This window comes from Burkholderia sp. AU33545 (assembly GCF_020419685.1).
In the GTDB taxonomy this organism is placed as follows: domain Bacteria; phylum Pseudomonadota; class Gammaproteobacteria; order Burkholderiales; family Burkholderiaceae; genus Burkholderia; species Burkholderia diffusa.
In genome coordinates, this window is sequence record NZ_JAIZRQ010000001.1 from 494,637 (window position 1) to 514,201 (window position 19,565).

The 19,565-nt window shown below is 68.7% G+C and carries 15 protein-coding genes; 5 read left to right on the top strand and 10 right to left on the bottom strand.

Going from position 1 to position 19,565, the window contains the following annotated elements; genetic code table 11:
- Window positions 1–6 precede the first annotated feature (6 nt).
- The 4 genes from xdhC to LGM71_RS02275 form a co-directional block, all read right to left on the bottom strand.
- Window positions 7–1,011, bottom strand: a complete 1,005-nt coding sequence (gene xdhC / locus LGM71_RS02260) for a xanthine dehydrogenase accessory protein XdhC (protein ID WP_226113871.1) — start codon at window positions 1,009–1,011, stop codon at window positions 7–9.
- 612 nt (window positions 1,012–1,623) lie between these two features.
- Window positions 1,624–2,136 (bottom strand): disulfide bond formation protein B, encoded by a 513-nt coding sequence (locus LGM71_RS02265; RefSeq protein ID WP_059598988.1) that lies wholly within the window; start codon window positions 2,134–2,136, stop codon window positions 1,624–1,626.
- Between the two features lie 149 nt (window positions 2,137–2,285).
- Window positions 2,286–3,662 carry an amidase gene (locus LGM71_RS02270; RefSeq protein WP_059598989.1) on the bottom strand — a complete coding sequence of 459 codons (1,377 nt, stop codon included), beginning with the start codon at window positions 3,660–3,662 and terminating at the stop codon, window positions 2,286–2,288.
- Window positions 3,663–3,669: 7 nt separating this feature from the next.
- Window positions 3,670–4,350, bottom strand: a complete 681-nt coding sequence (locus tag LGM71_RS02275) for a GntR family transcriptional regulator (RefSeq protein WP_226113873.1) — start codon at window positions 4,348–4,350, stop codon at window positions 3,670–3,672.
- A 277-nt stretch (window positions 4,351–4,627) separates the two neighbouring features.
- On the opposite strand from LGM71_RS02275, the gene LGM71_RS02280 reads away from it, so the two are divergent.
- Entirely contained in the window at window positions 4,628–5,815 is a 1,188-nt protein-coding gene (locus LGM71_RS02280) for a gamma-glutamyl-gamma-aminobutyrate hydrolase family protein (RefSeq protein WP_226113875.1), read from the top strand.
- A 114-nt stretch (window positions 5,816–5,929) separates the two neighbouring features.
- The gene (locus LGM71_RS02285; protein ID WP_226113877.1) at window positions 5,930–6,631 is read left to right on the top strand and encodes a DUF2968 domain-containing protein; all 702 of its coding nucleotides are present in this window, start codon (window positions 5,930–5,932) and stop codon (window positions 6,629–6,631) included.
- Window positions 6,632–6,712: 81 nt separating this feature from the next.
- Here LGM71_RS02285 and LGM71_RS02290 read toward each other — a convergent pair whose 3' ends face one another.
- Window positions 6,713–7,663 (bottom strand): hypothetical protein, encoded by a 951-nt coding sequence (locus LGM71_RS02290; RefSeq protein WP_226113878.1) that lies wholly within the window; start codon window positions 7,661–7,663, stop codon window positions 6,713–6,715.
- Between the two features lie 350 nt (window positions 7,664–8,013).
- Between LGM71_RS02290 and LGM71_RS02295 the strand changes: the two genes are divergently transcribed.
- On the top strand, window positions 8,014–9,309 hold the full coding sequence (locus LGM71_RS02295) for an MFS transporter (RefSeq protein WP_124623434.1): 1,296 nt from the start codon (window positions 8,014–8,016) through the stop codon (window positions 9,307–9,309).
- Between the two features lie 73 nt (window positions 9,310–9,382).
- On the opposite strand, the gene LGM71_RS02300 is transcribed toward LGM71_RS02295, so the two are convergent.
- Window positions 9,383–11,221 carry a tetratricopeptide repeat protein gene (locus tag LGM71_RS02300; RefSeq protein WP_413226847.1) on the bottom strand — a complete coding sequence of 613 codons (1,839 nt, stop codon included), beginning with the start codon at window positions 11,219–11,221 and terminating at the stop codon, window positions 9,383–9,385.
- A gap of 130 nt (window positions 11,222–11,351) precedes the next feature.
- Here LGM71_RS02300 and LGM71_RS02305 point away from each other — a divergent pair, with 130 nt between their 5' ends.
- A complete protein-coding gene (locus tag LGM71_RS02305; protein ID WP_226113882.1) occupies window positions 11,352–13,010 on the top strand; it encodes an FAD-dependent monooxygenase in 1,659 nt (552 codons plus the stop codon).
- Window positions 13,011–13,018: 8 nt separating this feature from the next.
- Here LGM71_RS02305 and LGM71_RS02310 read toward each other — a convergent pair whose 3' ends face one another.
- Genes LGM71_RS02310 through LGM71_RS02325 form a run of 4 tightly spaced genes read right to left on the bottom strand, consistent with a single transcriptional unit; the run spans window position 13,019 to window position 18,321 of the window.
- Window positions 13,019–13,270 (bottom strand): formate dehydrogenase subunit delta, encoded by a 252-nt coding sequence (locus LGM71_RS02310; protein ID WP_174907126.1) that lies wholly within the window; start codon window positions 13,268–13,270, stop codon window positions 13,019–13,021.
- Between the two features lie 7 nt (window positions 13,271–13,277).
- A complete protein-coding gene (fdhF, locus tag LGM71_RS02315) occupies window positions 13,278–16,229 on the bottom strand; it encodes a formate dehydrogenase subunit alpha (protein WP_226113884.1) in 2,952 nt (983 codons plus the stop codon).
- Between the two features lie 17 nt (window positions 16,230–16,246).
- Window positions 16,247–17,824, bottom strand: coding sequence for a formate dehydrogenase beta subunit (locus LGM71_RS02320; protein WP_226113886.1), 1,578 nt, complete (start codon window positions 17,822–17,824; stop codon window positions 16,247–16,249).
- Window positions 17,821–18,321, bottom strand: coding sequence for an NAD(P)H-dependent oxidoreductase subunit E (locus tag LGM71_RS02325; RefSeq protein ID WP_226113893.1), 501 nt, complete (start codon window positions 18,319–18,321; stop codon window positions 17,821–17,823). The genes LGM71_RS02320 and LGM71_RS02325 overlap by 4 nt, the downstream gene beginning before the upstream one ends.
- Window positions 18,322–18,452: 131 nt before the next feature.
- On the opposite strand from LGM71_RS02325, the gene LGM71_RS02330 reads away from it, so the two are divergent.
- Window positions 18,453–19,559 (top strand): substrate-binding domain-containing protein, encoded by a 1,107-nt coding sequence (locus LGM71_RS02330; RefSeq protein ID WP_226113902.1) that lies wholly within the window; start codon window positions 18,453–18,455, stop codon window positions 19,557–19,559.
- The last annotated feature ends 6 nt before the right edge of the window (window positions 19,560–19,565 follow it).

The following is a 19,565-nucleotide window of genomic DNA, read 5'->3' on the forward strand; positions in this document are numbered from 1 at the left end:
GGTCGGTCAGAATGTAGGGGAAGCCTGGGCGGGCGCGTTCGCCTCGACGGCCTGCAGCAATTGCGCGGCCACCGAGATCGCGATCACTTCGGGCGCCTTGTCGATGATGCCTTCGACGCCGATCGGGCAGCGCATCCGCGCGACCTGGGCCGGGTCGATGCCGATCGCCGCCAGCCGATGATCGAACTGCACGCGCTTGGTGCGCGAGCCGGTCATCCCGAAGTATGCATAGTCGCCGCGCCGCAGGATGCGCTCGGCCAGCACGAAATCGAGTGCGTGGTCGTGCGTCATCACGACGAAGTACGCATGCGGCGGCGCCGTATCGACGGCATCGGCCGGGCTGGCCACCGCGTCGATCGCGAGATTGCCGATCCCGGCGAGTGCGTCGGCCGGCGGGAACACCGCGTCGGGTCCGTCGATCCAGTGCACGTGGCATGGCAGCGTCGCCAGCACCTTCACGAGCGCGGTGCCGATGTGTCCCGCGCCGAACAGCACGACGGGGAACGCATACGGCGCGATCGTTTCGGTCATCAGCGATACGCCACCGGTTTCCCACAGCAGGCAATCGGCGCGCGCCGCGGGCGATTCGGGCTCGCTCAGCAGCGGCGCACCCGGCGAGGGGCCGAATGATACGCTACGCACGGTTGCGGCGCCCGCCGCGACGCGCTTGGAGAGCGACATGATCCAGCCGAGGTCGCCGACGTCGAGCCGCTCGAACGCGAGCACGACCGCGCCGCCGCAGCACTGGCCGAGGCTCGGGCCGAGCGCGAGCCGTTCGAGCCGGCGTGCGTGGGGCACGTGCGCGCCGTCCTTCAGCAGGTGCCGCGCGATCTCGATCGCCTTCCATTCCAGATGACCGCCGCCGATCGTATGGCGGGCCGTGTCGCGCGTGACGAGCATCTTGGTGCCGGCCTCGCGCGGCGCGGAGCCGTCGGTGTGCGCCACCGTCACCAGCACGGCCGCTTCGCCGTGCGCGAGCAACTGCTGCAGATCGCCGAGCCAGGCTTCCATCAGCACGCTCCGGTCGGGACGACGCGGCACGACGGGCGGCGCGGGGTGGCGGGCGCCGCGGCAACGAGGGCGGACGAAAGCGACGCGGGCCGGCTGCCCGACTGCGAATTCGGTGCGGTGGCCGTGCGCCGAAGGCGCGCGCGAACGACGCCGCGGGACGTGCGGACGCCATGAGGGTGACGGATGCGGATGGTTTGCGTTGTCATGATGAATCCAGTCGACATTGCGGATCGGGCGCGCGTTACGCAGGAGGTGAGGCAACTGGCCTCGCGCACGTAGATCGCCATCCAGTCGCGAAGATAGCACCGCAAGGCGGCGGAAACATTGCCGGGCGGTGATCCGGGCTATCAGACGGCGATCATGTCGATCATAGGCCCGCCGTGCGGGATCGGGGCGCCGATGCACGGGCATCGGGCCGAAACGCATGCGCGGCGGGGCGTGCGCGCGGCTGTCGCGTGAGGTGCGGTCGCCCTGAAATCCGGGTTGCGGCGGGGTAGGTGTTTACGCGCGGCCGGCATGTGCGGCCGCGTGGGGCTGCGCCGGTGCAGCCGGGTGAGCAGCGCGAAGCGCCTGCGCGGCCTCGACCGGTCGGCCGGAACGTGGCGCGTCCGGTCAGCCTGCCAGCTTGCGGCGATGGCGCCAGAGGCTCGAGGCGACGGGAATCAGGATCGCGGCGAAGCCGATCAGCGCCCAGCCGGGCAGCAGGATGCCGAAGATCGGCGGGTAGACGGTCTCGCACAGGCCGGCGACCTTGAACATGCCGGGGAACCACTGGGCGGGCGGCAGGCTGTCGACGATCGGCTGCAACGTGTCGAAGCCGCAGCTGAAGCCCGGATTCATCTGGATCGAAAGGTGCCGCGCGGCGGTGCCGACGCCGCCGGCCGCGGCGATCGCGATCAGCAGCTCGAGCACCCAGATGCCGCGCCAGTTGCGCATCCCGGCCGCCAGGAACGCGAAGATCCCGATCGCCGCGAAGAAGTAGCGCTGGATGATGCACAGCGGGCACGGATCTTCGTTCTTCACGTACTGCAGATAAAGCGCGCCGGCCAGCAGGGCGATGCACACCCATCCGAGCAGCATCAGCAGGCGGCGTTCACGGCGGAGTGCGAGCGTGGAGTCGTTCATGTCGGCGGGATTCCTGTCGTTGGTCGATCCGATAAACAATCGCGCGATTTTAGCGCGAACGATCTGGCACGAAACTGACAGCGCGCATGCGGCACCCCGCCGCAGCTACTTCGTCCGGGGCACCTTCCGCCGTCATTGCGCCCGTGCGGTCACCGGATCGTGTTCAGCACGGCCTCGACCGCCTGGCCGATCGCGAGCAGCGCGTCGTCGCGATGCGGCGCGGCCGCGAGCATCAGGCCGACCGGCGCCGTGTCGCGCGGATGGCACGGCAGCGACAGCGCGCAGGCGTCGAGGAAGTTGAACGCGCTCGGGTTGCGAAGGATCAGCGCGTTGGTGCGCGTAAAGGCAGCGTCGTCCGCTTCGAGTTCGGCGATGCGCGGCGGCACGACGGGCACCGTCGGCGCGACGAGCGCGTCGAAGCGCGACCAGACCGTGTGCGCCGCTTCCTCCAGCATCGCCTGGCGGGCGGCGAGCAGGTCGAGATAGTCGGCCGCGCTCGCCGGCTCGCCCTTCAGGATCCGCGAAAGCACGCGCGGGTCGTATTGGTCGCGGTGCTGCGCGAGCAGCGGGCGATGCCACGCGTATGCCTCGATCGGCGAGAAGCCGAAGCGGTTGATGTCCGGCAACCGGTCGAGCGCGGAAAAGCGCACTTCCGTGACGATCGCGCCGGCGGCTTCGAGGTGCTTCAGCGAGGCGTCGAGCGCGGCGGCGACATCTGCATCGACGCCGTCCGTCACATAGTTGGTCAGCACGCCGAGCCGCACGCCTTCGAGCGGCCGCGCGGCCGGTACGTGCGGCTCGAGGCCCGCGAGCATGCGGTCGACGAGCGCGCAACAGGCGACCGTCAGGCCGATCGGGCCGAACGAGTCGAGCGTGGTCGACAGCGGCACGCCGCCTTGCGTCGGGATCCGGCTCGCGGTCGGCTTGAAGCCCGTGAGCCCGCACAGCGCGGCCGGAATGCGGATCGAGCCGCCGGTGTCGGTGCCGAGCGCGACGGCCGCCATCCCGTCGGCGACGGACGCGGCCGCGCCGGACGACGAGCCGCCGGCAATCCGCGCGTCGCCCGGCACGTCACGGCGGTAAGGTGAGCGCGGCGTGCCGAAGTGCGGATTGAGGCCGAGCCCCGAGAACGCGAACTCGCTCATGTTGGTGCGGCCGACCAGCACCGCGCCCGCGCGCTTGAGCCGCGCGACGGCGACGGCGTCGGCCTTGGCGGGCGGTGCGCCATCGAGCACGCGCGAGCCGGCGCGCGTCACCTGGCCCGCGACGTCGAACAGATCCTTGACCGACACGGGGATGCCCGCGAGCGGCGACAGCACGGTGCCCGCGGCACGCAGACGGTCGTGGGCATCGGCGGCCGCGCGCGCGTTGTCGGCGTCGACTTCCGTAAAGACGGCGGCACCCTGGCCGGACGGATCGGCGATCCGGTCGAGCGCGACGTCGACGAGCGCGCGGCTCGTGGTCCGGCCGGCGGCGAGGTCGGCGGCGAGCTGGGCGAGCGGAGGGAAGGGCGTGAAGGTGGTCATGGGCGGTTCAGGGGCGAAGACGTTGGACAAGAGTGGCGCGAAACGAATCGATATGGCGTTCGACGGCCGTGCGCGCGCCGGCGGCATCGCGCGCGGACAGCCGTTCGAACAATTCGAGGTGTTCGCGCTGGACGTCGGACAGGTGGTGCGGCTCGGACAGCGTGACGAACCAGAAGCGCAGCGAGCGTTCGTGCAGCGCGCGCAGGATCTCCGCGAGCACGGTGTTGCGTGCCGCCGCGGCGATCGCCTGATGAAACGCGCGGTCGAGCTCCATCATGCCCTCGACGTCGTGCGTGTCGACGCAGGCCTGCTCGTCGTCGAGCAGCGCGGCCATGCGCGCGAGATCGTCGGGCGTCGCATGGCGGGCGGCGAGTTCGACGCAATGCGCTTCGTTGATGCGGCGCACGTCGATCACCGCGACGATGTCGTCGAGCGACAGCGGCTGCACCATCAACCCCTTGCGCGGCATCACGGACAGCAGCCCTTCGAGCACCAGCCGGTGGACGGCCTGATGGACGGGCGTGCGGCCGATGCCGGTGCGGGCGACGAGGTCGGCTTCGTTGAGCGCGGCGCCGGGCTTCAGGCGCATCGTGATGATGTCGCGCTGAATCAGCGCGTACGCGCGGTCGGCGAGGCTGACGGCCGATGCGGCGGGCCGGTCGTGGAGGACGTCGGTCAGGGCGTTCATGCGGGCGGCGGTGCGGTGGCCGGGCAGGGCGCGATCATGGCGCAGGCGATCGGTAGCGTGGGCGATTCGTGAATATTATTGTGATATATCACTGATGTCCAGTGTGCCCGGGCGACGATCGATATCGTCGAATGAGTTCGGTGACACGCCTGGCGGCGGATGCGACGAGTTGCAACAATATCGACAGGATGTTGCTCGTTTACCGCGCGATCGTGCACTGAAGCATAATGAATCCTCGTCAATCCACCACGCGCGAGCGACGCACCAGACCATCGTCATGAGCGAAATCACGCCTTCCCCGGCCGGTCTGCCCGGCACCTCTTCCGCTTCTACCGATTTCCCCCGTTCTAGGCCGGCGCACACGCCGGAGGCGTCTGCGACGCAGGCTGCCGCTGCGCAAGTCGTCGCGGCGGACGGTGCGTCGCCGGTCACTGCGGCGTCCGAGCCGGGCGCCGCAGGCACGACAGGTGCTGCAGCCGAAGGCGGTGCAGTGCCGCCGAAACCCGGTGCCGCGCCGCCCGGTTTCGGCGCGCAGCCCGATTTCGACACGCCGCGTCCGCCGCCCGCGAGCGCGCAGAACGCGCCGCCGGCATACCTGAAGCAAAGCGACACGCCGTGGTCGGTGTTCGGCCGGATCATCGCGGCACGCGCACGCCGGATCTTCGATCGCGCCGGCCAGCGGATCACGCAGCGTACGCTGCGCATCGGCGTGTCGGCGAGGATCTTCCATCCGGAGCCGGGCGCGAAGGGACTGCGCGGCAAGACACTGCAGTATCTCGAGGAATCGATCGCGCACTGGGTGATGTCGCGCGACGTGCTCGTGTTCATGATCCCGACCGTCGGTCACCAGGGCATGCTGCATCCGAGCAACATCCGCCTGCGCGACTACGCGAAGCATCTCGACGGCCTGCTGCTGCAAGGCGGCGCCGACGTGTCGCCGCAAACCTACGCGGCGTCGGATGCGCGCCCCGAATGGCCGGGCGACCGCGTGCGCGACATGTACGAGCTCGAGCTGTTTCACGAGTTCGTCGAGTCCGGCAAGCCGGTGCTCGGCGTGTGCCGCGGCTGCCAGCTGATCAACGTCGCGTTCGGCGGGTCGCTGTACCAGGACATCGCGACGGACGTGCCGACCGCGAATGCGCACGTGAGCGAGCATTACGACCAGCATCGCCACGCCATCCGCTTCCCCGACTCGTCGACGCTCGCGAGCATGTTCCCCGGGCGCAGCGAAGCGATCGTGAACTCGATTCACCATCAGGCGATCCGCGATCTCGGCCGCGATCTGAACATCGAGGCCGTGTCGGCCGGTGACGGGATCATCGAAGGCATTCGCTACCGGCGTGCACCGTTCGTCGTCGGCGTGCAATGGCACCCGGAGTTTCATCGTGCTGGCGGCTCCGAGTTGCTCGACTGCACGCCGCTGCTCGATGCGTTCCTGCGAGCGGCTCGCGATACCCGCCTGTAAGCCGCTCTTGTATCGCCGCGCAGGAAGGCTGGCCGCATCCCGATAAATTCGAGATGCGGCCGTTTCGTTTTGAACGATAATCGCGACTCCCGATTCGTTCGCCGGAGTCTGACGTTGGTCTTCCGAGATTTTTCCCCTGCACGATGCGCAACGTGGATCGTTGCGCTGGCCGCCTGCGCGCACGCGGGCGCAGCGTGGTCCGACGCGACCGCGCCCGTCGCGGGCACGCGCCCCGCGGTGACGAGCCTGAGCGGCGATGTCGCGACTGCGGCACCGGCATCCGCGGCATCCGCCACGGATGCCACCGCGCAAGGCAACGTCGGCGAACTCACGCAGATGCTGCATGACGGACGAATCGTCGAGATGCGCACCACCTACAACGGCAGCTATGGCGCAAGCCTGATGTTCGATCCGCGCGAGATGACGTATTACGTCGCGCTGTTTCAGGACAAGCATCTGTGGCGCGTGATCAGGTCGCAGGAGAAAAGCCGTGCGGAGATGGTGTACGCGAACTTCGTCCAGCAGACGGTGCAGCTCGCGGACGTCGAAATTCGTCGCACCGAACTCGAGGCGCAGAAGACGTTCCTCGAACGTGTGATCGCGCTGCAGGCGAATCGCGCGCAGCAACTGCAGGCCGATCTGAACGTCGCGCGCGGCCAGCAGGCCGAGGTGGCGCAGCGGCAGAAGGCGGCGCAGGAGCAGACGCGGGCGCTGCAGATCGAGAAGCGGGCCGCGCAGGTGCAGTTGCGTGATCTGCAGGAGCAGGTGCGGCAACTCGAGCGGCAGTCGGAAACGGGGTTGCCCGCGCACAAGTGACGATTCGATGCGATCGACCGACGGACGGACGAACGAAAACCCGGCGAAGCCTGCTTCGCCGGGTTTTTTGTTGGGCGCGTGTCAGCGGATGAGCGTATCCGGTCCGTCGGTCAGGCGGCGGTGGGACAGTTGTGCTGTCCAGTCGAAACCGGCGCCGGGCGCGTCGGCCGCCGGTGCCGCGCGATCGGGGTGCAGCGCGTTCACCATCGCGATAAGCGTGAGCGGGTCGTCGAGCGGATCGAGCGGGGCTCCGGGAGGCGCAGGCGAACCGACGCGATCGGGCGTCGGCGTGCGCGACGCGTGGCGCGTGACCGATGGGCGCGCGGCGAGTCGCGGCGCGGAAGGTGCGTACACGCGTGCCGTTGTCGTGCGCCTGTGGGCCTGTCGATGCGGCGTCGGCGGCGCTGCGATGGCGACGCGCTGAAGGTTCGGTGTCGTCTCGGAGCGTCGCGACGCTGGATGGGTCGTCGCGCCGCGTGTGACGGGCGCGCTTGTGGAAGGCGTCGCAAACGGCCGCGCTGCGACGGGCTGCGCCGGTGCGACGGTCGGCATGGCGGGCGCCACCGCGGCCGTTTGCACGGCACCCATGGACTGCACGGCATGCTCCGGCACGACGCCAACGATCTGCGTCGCGGGCGCAGGCGCGAAACCCGGTAACGGCTCGTGCGCGGCGATCAGCCAGCCGATGATGCCGAGTGCGCCGATGCTCCAGCAGGCGGCGTGCCGCGCACGTCGGTCATGCGCGCGACCGGCGGCATGCTCGATGTGCTGGCCGGCGGCGCGCGCCGCAACGTCCGGTACACCGGCAGACACCGGGCGCGTGGCGGGCGGCGATTGCCAGCGGCACGCGCGATGCGGTGCTCCGACGTCGATGCATGAGGTCTTCAGGATGGCTGCGCAGCGCGTGCCGAGTCGGGTGCCGGGCGCGCCGCTGAACGTCCATTCGCGGCCGAACGGCGGCACGCCGTCGAGCGGTGCGACACGAGGGCGGGCAAGCGGACCTTCGACGGAAACGAGGAGCGTTGGGATCATGAGGGCGGTACGCGATGCGACACAGGCAACGATGCCGGCCGCGGCGCGAATAGCGTGGCAAGTTGTGAAATTGTGGTCAGTCGACGGCGACCGGTCGATCAGATCAATCTGATTTTTTGTACGCGTTTCGAGGCGATTCGTACCAGACGAACGCGGCGACGGTGATCGCGGGCCCGGCCCAAGGCAATTGTCGGCTTCGCGTGGCATCATTTGCCGTCCATGCCGGCGTGCGCATCGTTGTGCTGCGTGCCTCCGGCTGGCAGCGATGTTCGTGCGTGCCGGTCCGGTGCCACACGCATCGTCGGATCCACACGGCGCCGATGTCGCGCCATCCGAGCCGAGAGAACAACATGTCCACAGCAACACACGCCGTCGCGCAGGAATCGAAGGTTCGTACCGTGTTCCGGGTCGTCAGCGGCAACTTCCTGGAAATGTACGACTTCATGGTCTACGGGTATTACGCGTCGGCCATCGCGAAAACCTATTTTCCGAGCGGCAACGCGTTCGCGTCGCTGATGCTGTCGCTATCGGTGTTCGGCGCGGGCTTCCTGATGCGCCCGGTCGGCGCGATCGTGCTCGGCGCGTACATCGACCACCACGGCCGCCGCAAGGGGCTGATCCTGACGCTCGGGCTGATGGCGCTCGGCACGCTCACGGTGGCCGCGATACCCGGCTACGCGACGATCGGCGTGCTCGCGCCGGTGCTCGTGCTGCTCGGCCGGTTGCTGCAGGGCTTTTCCGCGGGCGTCGAGCTCGGCGGCGTGTCGGTGTACCTGTCGGAGATCGCGACGAAGGGCAACAAGGGGTTCTACACATCGTGGCAATCGGGCAGCCAGCAGGTGGCGGTCGTGTTCGCGGCGTTCGTCGGCGTGCTGCTGAACCGCGCGCTGCCAGTCGAGGACATGACCGCGTGGGGCTGGCGCATTCCGTTCCTGATCGGCTGTCTGATCGTCCCGTTCCTGTTCCTGATCCGTCGTTCGCTGAAGGAGACCGACGAATTCCTTGCGAAGCGTCATCGTCCGACGATGGGCGAGATCATGCGTTCGATGCTCGAGAACTGGGGTGTCGTGATTGCCGGCATGGGAATGGTGATCATGACGACGGTGTCGTTCTACATGATCACGGCCTACACGCCGACGTTCGGCAAGGAAGTGCTGCACCTGTCGTCGCTCGACGCACTCGTCGTAACCGTCTGCGTCGGCCTGTCCAATCTCGTCTGGCTGCCGCTGTCCGGCGCGCTGTCGGATCGCATCGGCCGCCGCCCGGTGCTGATCGCGTTCACGGTGCTCACGCTGCTGTCGGCCTACCCTGCCGTGCTGTGGCTCGTGGCCGATCCGTCGTTCCTGCGGCTGCTGGCGGTCGAGCTGTGGCTGTCGTTCCTGTACGGCTCGTACAACGGTGCGATGGTCGTCGCGCTGACCGAAGTGATGCCGGCCGACGTGCGCACGGCTGGCTTTTCGCTCGCGTACAGCCTCGCGACGACGATCGGCGGTTTTACGCCGGCGATCTCGACGTTGCTGATCCACCAGACCGGCAACAAGGCGGCGCCGGGGCTGTGGCTGAGCGTCGCCGCGATTTGCGGGCTGATCGCGACGCTCGTGCTGTATCGCACGCCCGAGGCGCGCAACCAGTACAAGGCGGCTTGACACCATCTGCGTCGCATCACGTCGAACGAAAAAAGGAGCGCGCCGCGCTCCTTTTTTGTCTGCGTTCGGCCACTCAGGCGTCGCGCAGCGCGTCGGCGACCGCCGCCGCCACGTCGAGCCATTGCCCCGGTGCGGACTGGCGGGCGAGCTTCGCGTGCGGATACCAGGGGCAGTCGTCGCCGGTGAACCAGCGCCAGTCGGGTGCGAACGGCAGCATGATCCACAGCGGCTTGCCGAGTGCGCCCGCGAGGTGCGCGACCGCCGTGTCGATCGTGACGACGCCGTCGAGTCGTTCGATCAGCGCGGCCGTATCGGCGAAGTCGTTCAGCCGCCCATCGAGGCGATGCACGCGCGGATGCGCGTCGACGCGCGCCCGTTCGTCTTCGTCGAGCGCCGGCTGCAGCACGACCCAGTCGATGTCCGGCAGTGCGAGCAGCGGTGCGAGCGCGTCGAACGGCATCGAGCGGTTTTCCTGCGCTTGCCGGCGCCCTGACCACGCGAGACCGAACTTGCGCTTCGACTGGCCACCGAGCGAGCCGCGAAAGCGCCGGCGCGCGCTGTCCGGCGCGTCGAGGTAGCGCTTGCCCGCGACGATGTCGGCTGGCTGCAGGCCGAGCAGGAACGGCAGGCTCATCAGCGTGCACGCGACGTCCGCCGCCGGCGGCTTCGCGGCGCCCTGTGCGACGAGCGTCACGCGCCAGCGTGCCGCGGCCGGCGTGAGCAGCGCGACGAGTTCCGGCTGCACTTCGAGCACGACGCGCGCGCAGCGGGCGCGCGCGAGCGGCACGAAGCGGACGAACTGCAGCGTGTCGCCGAAGCCCTGTTCCGCGCGGATCAGCAGCGTGCGCGACGCAATCGGCTCGCCTTGCCAGCGCGGCAGCGTGCCGAGCGGCGTTGCGCCCGGCGTGTCGTGACGCGCTTCGTATGCGGGCAGGCCGCGGGTGAAGTCGCCCAGCGTAAGCAGCGTGACGGCGCGATGCAGGTGCGCGAGTTTGAGGTCGGGAGCGACGCGCAGCGCCTGGTCGAACGCGCGCAGCGCCATCTCGTGCGCGCCGAGTGCGTGATGTGCGTTGCCGAGGTTCAGCCACGCGAGACTGAACGACGGATCGAGGCCGACCGCCCGTTCGTAGTAGGGCAGCGCTTCGCGCTGGCGTGCCTGCGCGCACAGCGCGTTCGCGAGCCCGAAAAGGGCGAGTGGGAACGGCGGGTGCAGCGCGAGCGCGGCTTCGAATGCGGCGGCGGCTTCGCCGTGACGGCCGACCGCCTCGAGCGTGTTGCCGAGATTGAAATGCGCGGCGACGAAGCGCGGCTGCGCGGCGATCGCCGCCCGGAAGTGCGCGATCGCGTCGTCGGCCCGGCCCATCGCGTTCAGGGCCATCGCGAGATTGTTGTGCGCACCGGCATGCCCGGGCCGCAGCTCGAGGGCGCGATGGAATGCGGCGAGCGCGTCGTCGTGACGGCCGAGGGCATTCAGCGCGTTGCCGAGGTTGTTGTGGATCGATGCGTCGTCGGGCGTGAGCCGAAGTGCGCGGCCGAACGCATCGACGGCATCCTCGTGGCGCTGCAGCGCCGCATACGCGTTGCCGAGGTTGTAGTGCGCGAGCGGAAATTCGGGCGCGAGCGTCAGCGCGTTGCGAAAGCGGTCGATCGCTTCGTCGAGTCGGCCGAGCGCCTTCAGCGCGTTGCCGAGATTGAGCTGCAGCGCGGCATCATTCGGGCGCAGCTCGACCGCACGCCCGACGAGATCGGCCGCCTCGGCATGCTGGCCCTGCTGATGCCGCAGCACGCCGAACAGATGCAGTGCGTCGGCGTCGGCGGGATTGGTGGCGAGTGCGGTGCGATAGCCGTGCTCGGCCTCGGCGAGGTGGCCCGCGCGGTGCGCGGCATACGCTCGGTCGAATGCGGAATCCATGACGCGAAAACTGACGGAAAGCGCGTATTTTCCCACACTGCGCGGGGGCACCCCAGATCGGCCGATTGGCATATGGCCCCGTCACGCGGAGCGGCGTAGACTTGCACAATCGCGTGTCATCGAGGTTCTCATGGCTGACACACCGCTCGATATCCCGCCCGTGCTGATCGTCGGCGCGGGCCCGACTGGCCTTGCCGCCGCGATGGCGCTCGCGCGTGCCCGCGTGCCGGTGCGCATCATCGACCGGCTCGCCGCGCCCGCACCGTATTCGCGCGCGATCGGCATCCAGGCGCGCACGCTCGAACTGCTGGAGCAGCATCGCGCGGTCGAACCATTTCTCGCGTTGGGCCATCGTGCGCATGCGGCCGTACTGCACGCGGACGGCCGCGTGATCGCGCGGCTCGATTTCGATCCGCTGCAAACGCGCTATCCGTATTTGCTGTTTCTCGACCAGAGCATCACCGAGCGGCTGCTCGCCGAGCACCTGGCCGGGTTCGGTGTGACGGTCGAACGCGGCGTCACGTTGACCGCGTGCGACGCGGGCGGTACGTCGCTCGACGTGACGATCCGCGGCGCCGACGGTCTTGAACAGGCGTTCGCACCGTCGTACCTGATCGCCGCCGACGGCGCGCACAGCACGGTGCGCCATCTGCTCGGCCTGGGCTTCGCCGGGCATGCGTTCGAGCAGACCTTCCTGCTCGCCGATTTCGCGGCGATACCCGACTGGCCGGACGAGGAGATCCACCTGTTCACGACGCCGGACGGCATCGCGGGGCTGTTTCCGATGGGCGGCGGCCGCTACCGGCTCGTCGCCGACCGGCCGCCCGGCGGCGACGCATCGCCCGATGCGCCGGCCACCCCGACGCTCGACGAATGCGAGGCGATCGTGCGCGCTCGCGTCGGCGCGTCGATCGCGCCGAGCGATCTCGCGTGGTCGGCGTATTTCCGCCTGCATAGCCGGATGGTCGACCGGCTGCGTCACGGGCGCGTGTTCTTCGCGGGCGACGCCGCGCACGTTCACAGCCCGGCGGGCGCGCAGGGGATGAACACGGGTATTCAGGAAGCGTTCAATCTCGGCTGGAAGCTTGCGCGCGTGCTCGGCGCAGGCACGCCGGAGCGGCTGCTCGACACGTATCACGCGGAGCGCCATCCGATCGAGCGTGACGTATTGCGGCAGACCGGCTTCATCACGCAGATCGTCGAAGCCGACCACGGCGCGATGAAGCTGCTGCGCGATCATGTCGTGCCGCTGCTGGCGTCGTTCGGGCCGGTGCGCGACGCGGTGCGTCGCACTGTCAGCGAGCTCGGCGTGCAATACCGGAAAAGCCCGCTCACGCTCGAACGCGTGCTCGATGGCGGGCCGCGCGCGGGCGAGCGTGCGCCCGACGCGCTCGTGCACGTCGTCGACGGGCCGCTCGGCCGGGCGCCCGGGACCGCGAGACTATACGACCTGCATGACCCGGCGAGCTTTACGCTGCTGCTGCTCGAGGAGCCGGCAAGTGCCGACACGGGCGACACGGGCGATGTAGCGCCGATGCCTGCGGACGCGCAGGCGCTTGCGCAGGGGCTGGAGCGGATCATGCCAGGTGCCGTGCGAACGTGGCGCGTCGCCGATGCCGAAAGCGACGGCGACGATGGGCTCGCGCAGGTATACGGCCGTTCGAGGCCGTCGTTCTACCTGCTGCGTCCCGATGGCTACATCGCGGTGCGCGGCCGTACCGCCACCGACGCGAACGCGCTGCTGCGCCATTGCGAAAGCTGGTTCGCGGGCATGCCGGTGCCCGCGTAGCGCGGCGCTCAGGCGCAGGCCGCGGCCGGCACGAGCGATGCGCGGTGCGCGGCGATCGCGTCGCGCACGATCGGTGCGGCGCGTTGCGCGGCTTCGCTCGACGGATCGTCGAGCGCGGCGAGTAGCGCGCGCCGCATCCGCGGTTCCCAGAAGCGCCGGATGTGGTCTGCGATTCCGGCCAGCGCTTCTTCGCGATCGGGCATCGATTCGAAGAACGCGCCGATCTGGTTGGCCATGTCGATCAGGTGTCCGTTGTCCATCGCGTCCTCACTTGCCCGTCGTCGCGGCAGCCGGCGTGGCGGCGCGGCGCTCGAGCAGGTCGAGCTGCTCCGAGTTGAAACGTGCATACGCGCGCTGCCAGTCCGACGGCTGCGCAACCGGCATGACCTGCACGGCCGTGACCTTGTATTCCGGGCAGTTCGTGGCCCAGTCGGAGCTGTCCGTCGTGATCACGTTCGCGCCCGACTCGGGGAAGTGGAACGTCGTGTACACGACACCCGGCTGCATGCGGTCGGATACGAGCGCGCGCAGTACCGTCTGGCCGGCCCGCGATTCGATGCCGACCCAGTCGCCTGTCCGGATCCCGCGATCCTCCGCATCGTGCGGATGAATCTCGAGGCGATCCTCTTCGTGCCACCGGACGTTCTCGGTCCGGCGCGTCTGCGCGCCGACGTTGTATTGCGACAGGATGCGGCCCGTGGTCAGGATCAGCGGATAGCGCTGCGTGACCTTTTCCGGCGTCGGAATGAACTGCGTAATCACGAACCGGCCTTTGCCGCGCACAAACGCGTCGATATGCATCGTCGGCGTGCCGTCCGGTGCATCTTCGTTGCACGGCCACTGGATGCTGCCGAGCGTGTCGAGCTTCTTGTACGACACGTCCGAGAAGGTCGGCGTGAGCCGCGCGATCTCGTCCATGATTTCCGACGGATGCGTGTAGTGCATGTCGTAGCCGAGCGCCTGCGACAGCAGCAGCGTCACTTCCCAGTCGGCGTAACCCGCGAGCGGCGGCATCACCTTGCGTACGCGAGAGATGCGGCGCTCCGCGTTCGTAAACGTGCCGTCCTTCTCGAGGAACGTCGAACCCGGCAGCAGCACGTGCGCGTATTTCGCGGTTTCGTTCAGGAAGATGTCCTGCACGACGATGCATTCCATCGACGACAGCGCGGCCGCGACGTGCTGCGTGTTCGGGTCCGACTGGACGATGTCCTCGCCCTGGCAGTAAAGCCCCTTGAAGCTGCCGTCGAGCGCCGCGTCGAACATGTTCGGAATGCGCAGCCCCGGTTCCGGTTGCAGCGTGGCCGACCATGCTTCTTCGAACTGGCTGCGCACGATTGCGTCGCTGATGTGCCGGTAGCCGGGCAGCTCGTGCGGGAACGAACCCATGTCGCACGAGCCTTGCACGTTGTTCTGGCCGCGCAGCGGATTGACGCCGACGCCTTCGCGACCGATGTTGCCAGTCGCCATCGCGAGGTTCGCGATGCCCATCACCGTCGTCGAGCCTTGCGCGTGTTCGGTCACGCCGAGGCCGTAGTAGATCGCGGCGTTGCCGCCGGTTGCATAGAGGCGTGCGGCCTCGCGCACCAGTTCGGCCGGTACGCCCGTCACGTCCGCGGTGGCCTCGGGCGAGTTGTCGGCGCGCGACACGAAGTCGCGCCATTGCTCGAACGCGCGCGTGTCGCAGCGTTCGGCGACGAATGCCTCGGCGACGAGCCCTTCGGTGACGATCACGTGCGCGAGCGCGTTGACCATCGCGACGTTGGTGCCGGGGCGCAGCTGCAGGTGGTGCGTGGCCTTCACGTGCGGGCCATCGACCACGTCGATGCGGCGCGGGTCGATCACGATCAGCTTCGCGCCTTCGCGGATGCGTCGCTTCATGCGCGAGCCGAACACAGGGTGGCCGTCGGTCGGGTTCGCGCCCATCACGACGATCACGTCGGCCTGGCCGACCGACGCGAAGGTCTGCGTACCGGCCGATTCGCCGAGCGTCGCCTTCAGGCCATAGCCGGTCGGCGAGTGGCACACGCGTGCGCAGGTATCGACGTTGTTGTTGCCGAACGCGGCGCGTACCAGCTTCTGCACGAGGTAGGTTTCCTCGTTCGTGCAGCGCGACGACGTGATGCCGCCGATCGAATCGCGGCCGTATTTCTGCTGCAGCTTGCGGAATTGCGTCGCCGCGTACGTGAGCGCTTCTTCCCAGCTGACTTCGCGCCACGGGTCGGTGATCTTCTCGCGGATCATCGGTTTCGTGATGCGGTCCTTGTGCGTTGCGTAGCCCCACGCGAAGCGGCCCTTCACGCACGCATGACCTTCGTTCGCGAGGCCGTTCTTGTGCGGCGTCATGCGCACGACCTGCGTGCCCTTCATCTCGGCCTTGAGCGAGCAGCCGACGCCGCAGTACGCGCAGGTCGTGACGACCGAGTGCTCGGCCTGGCCGAACTGGATGACGGACTTCTCCTGCAGCGTGGCGGTCGGACACGCGGCGACGCAGGCGCCGCACGATACGCATTCCGATTCCATGAACGATTCGCTTTCGCCGGCGGCGACGCGCGATTCGAAACCGCGCGCGGCGATCGTCAGCGCGAACGTGCCTTGCGTTTCCTCGCATGCGCGCACGCAGCGGTTGCAGACGATGCACTTCGACGGATCGTACGTGAAATACGGATTCGATTCGTCCTTCTGCTCGCGCAGGTGATTCGCACCGTCGAAACCGTAGCGCACTTCGCGCAGCCCGACCACGCCCGCCATGTCCTGCAGCTCGCAGTTGCCGTTGGCGGGGCAGGTGAGGCAGTCGAGCGGGTGGTCGGAGATGTAGAGCTCCATCACGTTGCGGCGCAGCGACTGCAGCCGGTCCGACTGCGTGCGCACCTTCATCCCGGCTTCGGCGGGCGTCGTGCACGATGCCGGATAGCCGCGCCGGCCCTCGATTTCGACCAGGCACAGGCGGCACGATCCGAACGGTTCGAGCGAATCGGTCGCGCAAAGCTTGGGCACGTTGACGCCGGCTTCGATCGCGGCGCGCATCACCGACGTGCCGGCCGGCACCGTCACCGGCTGGCCGTCGATTTCGAGCGTGACGTCGGTATCGGCATGCCGTTGCGGCGTGCCGTAGTCGGTTTCGTCGAACGGATCGCGCACGCGCGCCTGGGCGGCGCTCTTGCACGCGCATTGGCCCGAGCCGCAGCCGCCTTGGCGGACGTTGTTCGTGTCGAGGGACATTCAGGGCTCCTTCTGGGTCAGGCCGCAGCCTTGACCGGACCCGACGCGGCTTGCTTGCCGGCGGCGAGCCCGAAATCTTCGGGGAAATGGTCGAGCGCGGACAGCACCGGGTAAGGCGTCATCCCGCCCATCGCGCACAGCGAGCCGGCGAGCATCGTGTCGCACAGGTCGCGCAGCAGCGTGACCTGTCGCTCCGACTTATCGCCCTGGCGAATGCGTGCGATCGTCTCGACGCCGCGCGTCGATCCGATCCGGCACGGCGTGCACTTGCCGCACGATTCGATCGCGCAGAACTTCATCGCGTATTCGGCGAGCTCCGCGAGATTCGACGTGTCGTCGTGCAGCACGATGCCGCCGTGGCCAACGACCGCGCCGATTGCCGTGTACGCCTCGTAGTCGAGTGGCACGTCCCACTGGTGATCGGGCAGATAGGTGCCGAGCGGGCCGCCGACCTGGGCGGCGCGTGCGGGCCGGCCGCTTGCCGTGCCGCCGCCGTAGTCGAACAGCAGCTCGCGCAGCGTGACGCCGAACGCGAGCTCCACGAGCCCGCCGTAGCGGATGTTGCCCGCGAGTTGGAACGGCAGCGTGCCGCGCGAGCGACCCATCCCGTAGTCGCGATAGAACGCGGCGCCGCGCGCGAAGATCACCGGCGCGGTCGCGAGCGTGATCACGTTGTTGATCACGGTCGGCTGGCCGAACAGGCCGGCGAGCGCGGGCAGCGGCGGCTTCGCGCGCACGACGCCGCGCTTGCCTTCGAGCGATTCGAGCAGCGCCGTTTCCTCGCCGCACACGTAGGAGCCCGCACCCTTCGCGACGTGCAGGTCGAATGCATGCGCGGAGCCGAGCACGCGTTCGCCGAGCCAGCCGGCTTCACGGGCGCGCTCGATCGCGGTTTCCAGTGCCGCGATCGCGTGCGGGTATTCACTGCGCACGTAGATGTAGCCGAGCGTCGCGCCCGTCGCGATGCCCGCGATGATCATCCCTTCGATCAGGCAGTACGGATCGCTTTCCATGATCAGGCGATCGGAGAACGTGCCCGAATCGCCTTCGTCCGCGTTGCAGACGATGTATTTTTGCGTCGCGCTGGCCTGCCGGACTGTGCGCCACTTGATGCCGGCCGGGAAGGCTGCGCCGCCGCGGCCGCGCAGCCCCGATTCGATCAGCAACTCGCACGCGGCGCCGCCGTCGAGCGCGAGCGCGTTCTTCAGGCCGGCGAGGCCGTCGTGCTTCACGTAATCGTCGATCGACAGTGGATCGGTCAGGCCGATGCGCGCGAACGTGAGGCGCTGCTGGCGCGCGAGATAGGGCAGGGCGTCGACTACGCCGACGCCGCTCGGATGCGCGCCGCCGTCGAGCCAGTTCGCGTCGAACAGGGCGGGCACGTCTGCGGCTGACAGGTTCGCGTAGCCGACGCGACCGGCGGCCGTGCCGACCTCGACGAGCGGCTCGAGCCACAGCAGCCCACGCGAGCCGTTGCGGATCAGTTCGATCGCGACGCCGCGCCGCTCGGCTTCCGCAACGATCGCGGCGGCGAGCGCGTCGGCGCCGAGCGCCAGCGCGGACGAATCGCGCGGAACGTAGATGCGGGTCGTCATGCTGCCTCCGAAGTGTGCGCGGTCGCGTCGGCGAGCAGGGCGTCGAACTTCTCCGGCGTGACCTTTGCGTGCAACACGCCGTTGACCGTCATCGACGGCGATTGCGCGCACAGCCCGAGGCAGTAGACCGATTCGAGCGCGATGTCGTCCCGCGCGTGCGCGTCGGCGCCATCGCCGTGCGCCGCGTCGAATCGACAACCCGTGCGCGCTTCCGCGTGTGCGGCCAGCGCTTCGCAGCCCATGCTGCGGCACGCCTCGGCGCGGCACATCTGGATCGTCACGCGCGCGGGCGGCGCGGTGCGGAAGTGGTGATAGTAGGTGAGCACGCCGTGCACTTCGGCGCGCGACAGATTCAGCGCCTTCGCGAGCGGCGCGACGCAGCCTGCCGGCACGTAGCCTGCATCGTCCTGGATCGCATGCAGGATCGCGACGAGCGAGCGGCCGGCACGCGCGTGGCGCTCGACGAGCGCGTCGGGCGCAGGGGAATTCGGGGACATCGGTTATGCTCCTCCAAAGTCTCATATGTGCCGTCAATTCATATAGTGCACATCGGGACTTCGTCCTGATTGATTTTAAGCAACGATAAGCGGAAGATTTCGCAGTCGCAATAGGAAATCGGAGTACATAATTGATTCGAATCGAATGCGACGCGTATCTGACCGTACGCGACACGGAGGGCCGGACGGCGAGCCTGTCGGACGTCGCCCCGTTGCTGGAGCTCGTGGCCGATACGGGCAGCATCGCGCAGGCCGCGCAGGCGAAAGGTCTGTCGTATCGGCACGCGTGGGGCATGCTGCGGGCGCTTGAGGCGTGCGTCGGCGGCGAGTTGATCGAGACGGCACGCGGCAAGGGATCGACGCTGTCGGAGCTGGGGCAGGCGGTCGTCGACGCGCAGCGGCTCGCGCGCAACCGTCTCGACGGGAACCTGCGCGCGCTGGCAGCCGAGGTGGCGAGCGACCTGAACCGGCGCCTCGCGCAGCGCGACGGCGCCGTGCGCATCCATGCATCGCACGGCTACGCGGTTGCGACGCTCGTCTCCGCGCTTGTCGATTCGCAGGCAGCCGTCGACATCAAGTATCGCGAGAGCGTCGAAGCCGTGCAGGCGCTCGCGCGCGGTGAATGCGAGCTGGCCGGTTTTCATCTGCCACGCGGCGCGTTCCGCGAACAGTGCGCGCAGATCTACCGGCCGTGGCTCGACGACACCCGTCACGTGCTGATTCATCTGACGCGTCGCCAGCAGGGGCTGTTCGTGCCGCGCGGCAACCCGAAGCAGGTCAGCGGGCTCGCCGATCTCGCCCGCAACGACATCCGCTTCGTCAACCGGCAGCCGGGGTCGGGCACGCGCATGCTGCTCGATCTTGCATTGCGCGCGATCGGCATCGATCCCGAGCGTATCGACGGCTATGCGTCGGCCGAACTCACGCACTCGGCGATCGCCGCGTTCGTCGCGAGCGGGATGGCGGATCTCGGCTTCGGCGTCGAGCCGGCCGCCCATCACTTCGGGCTCGATTTCATCCCGATCGTCGACGAGGACTATTACTTTGCGTGCGAACGCGCGCAGCTCGACTCGCGACCGCTCGCCGGCGTGCTCGCCTTGCTGCGCGATGCGCGCTTCGTCGACCGCGTCGCGCATCTCGACGGCTACGATCCGGCCGCGTGCGGGACGCTGACCGGCATCGCGGACGGATTCGCCGGTATCGTCGGGAGCGGTATGCCGGACGGCAATGTACGGTAACGGGGA

Excerpts from the sequence above, each read along its gene's own strand:
- LGM71_RS02280 (WP_226113875.1), top strand. The coding sequence starts at position 4,628 with ATGAGCGAAATCACGCCTTCCCCGGCCGGTCTGCCCGGCACCTCTTCC.
- LGM71_RS02310 (WP_174907126.1), bottom strand. The coding sequence starts at position 13,270 with ATGGACAACGGACACCTGATCGACATGGCCAACCAGATCGGCGCGTTC.
- LGM71_RS02300 (WP_413226847.1), bottom strand. The coding sequence starts at position 11,221 with ATGGATTCCGCATTCGACCGAGCGTATGCCGCGCACCGCGCGGGCCAC.
- xdhC (WP_226113871.1), bottom strand. The coding sequence starts at position 1,011 with ATGGAAGCCTGGCTCGGCGATCTGCAGCAGTTGCTCGCGCACGGCGAA.
- LGM71_RS02305 (WP_226113882.1), top strand. The coding sequence starts at position 11,352 with ATGGCTGACACACCGCTCGATATCCCGCCCGTGCTGATCGTCGGCGCG.
- LGM71_RS02295 (WP_124623434.1), top strand. The coding sequence starts at position 8,014 with ATGTCCACAGCAACACACGCCGTCGCGCAGGAATCGAAGGTTCGTACC.
- fdhF (WP_226113884.1), bottom strand. The coding sequence starts at position 16,229 with ATGTCCCTCGACACGAACAACGTCCGCCAAGGCGGCTGCGGCTCGGGC.
- LGM71_RS02290 (WP_226113878.1), bottom strand. The coding sequence starts at position 7,663 with ATGATCCCAACGCTCCTCGTTTCCGTCGAAGGTCCGCTTGCCCGCCCT.
- LGM71_RS02265 (WP_059598988.1), bottom strand. The coding sequence starts at position 2,136 with ATGAACGACTCCACGCTCGCACTCCGCCGTGAACGCCGCCTGCTGATG.
- LGM71_RS02275 (WP_226113873.1), bottom strand. The coding sequence starts at position 4,350 with ATGAACGCCCTGACCGACGTCCTCCACGACCGGCCCGCCGCATCGGCC.
- LGM71_RS02320 (WP_226113886.1), bottom strand. The coding sequence starts at position 17,824 with ATGACGACCCGCATCTACGTTCCGCGCGATTCGTCCGCGCTGGCGCTC.
- LGM71_RS02325 (WP_226113893.1), bottom strand. The coding sequence starts at position 18,321 with ATGTCCCCGAATTCCCCTGCGCCCGACGCGCTCGTCGAGCGCCACGCG.
- LGM71_RS02270 (WP_059598989.1), bottom strand. The coding sequence starts at position 3,662 with ATGACCACCTTCACGCCCTTCCCTCCGCTCGCCCAGCTCGCCGCCGAC.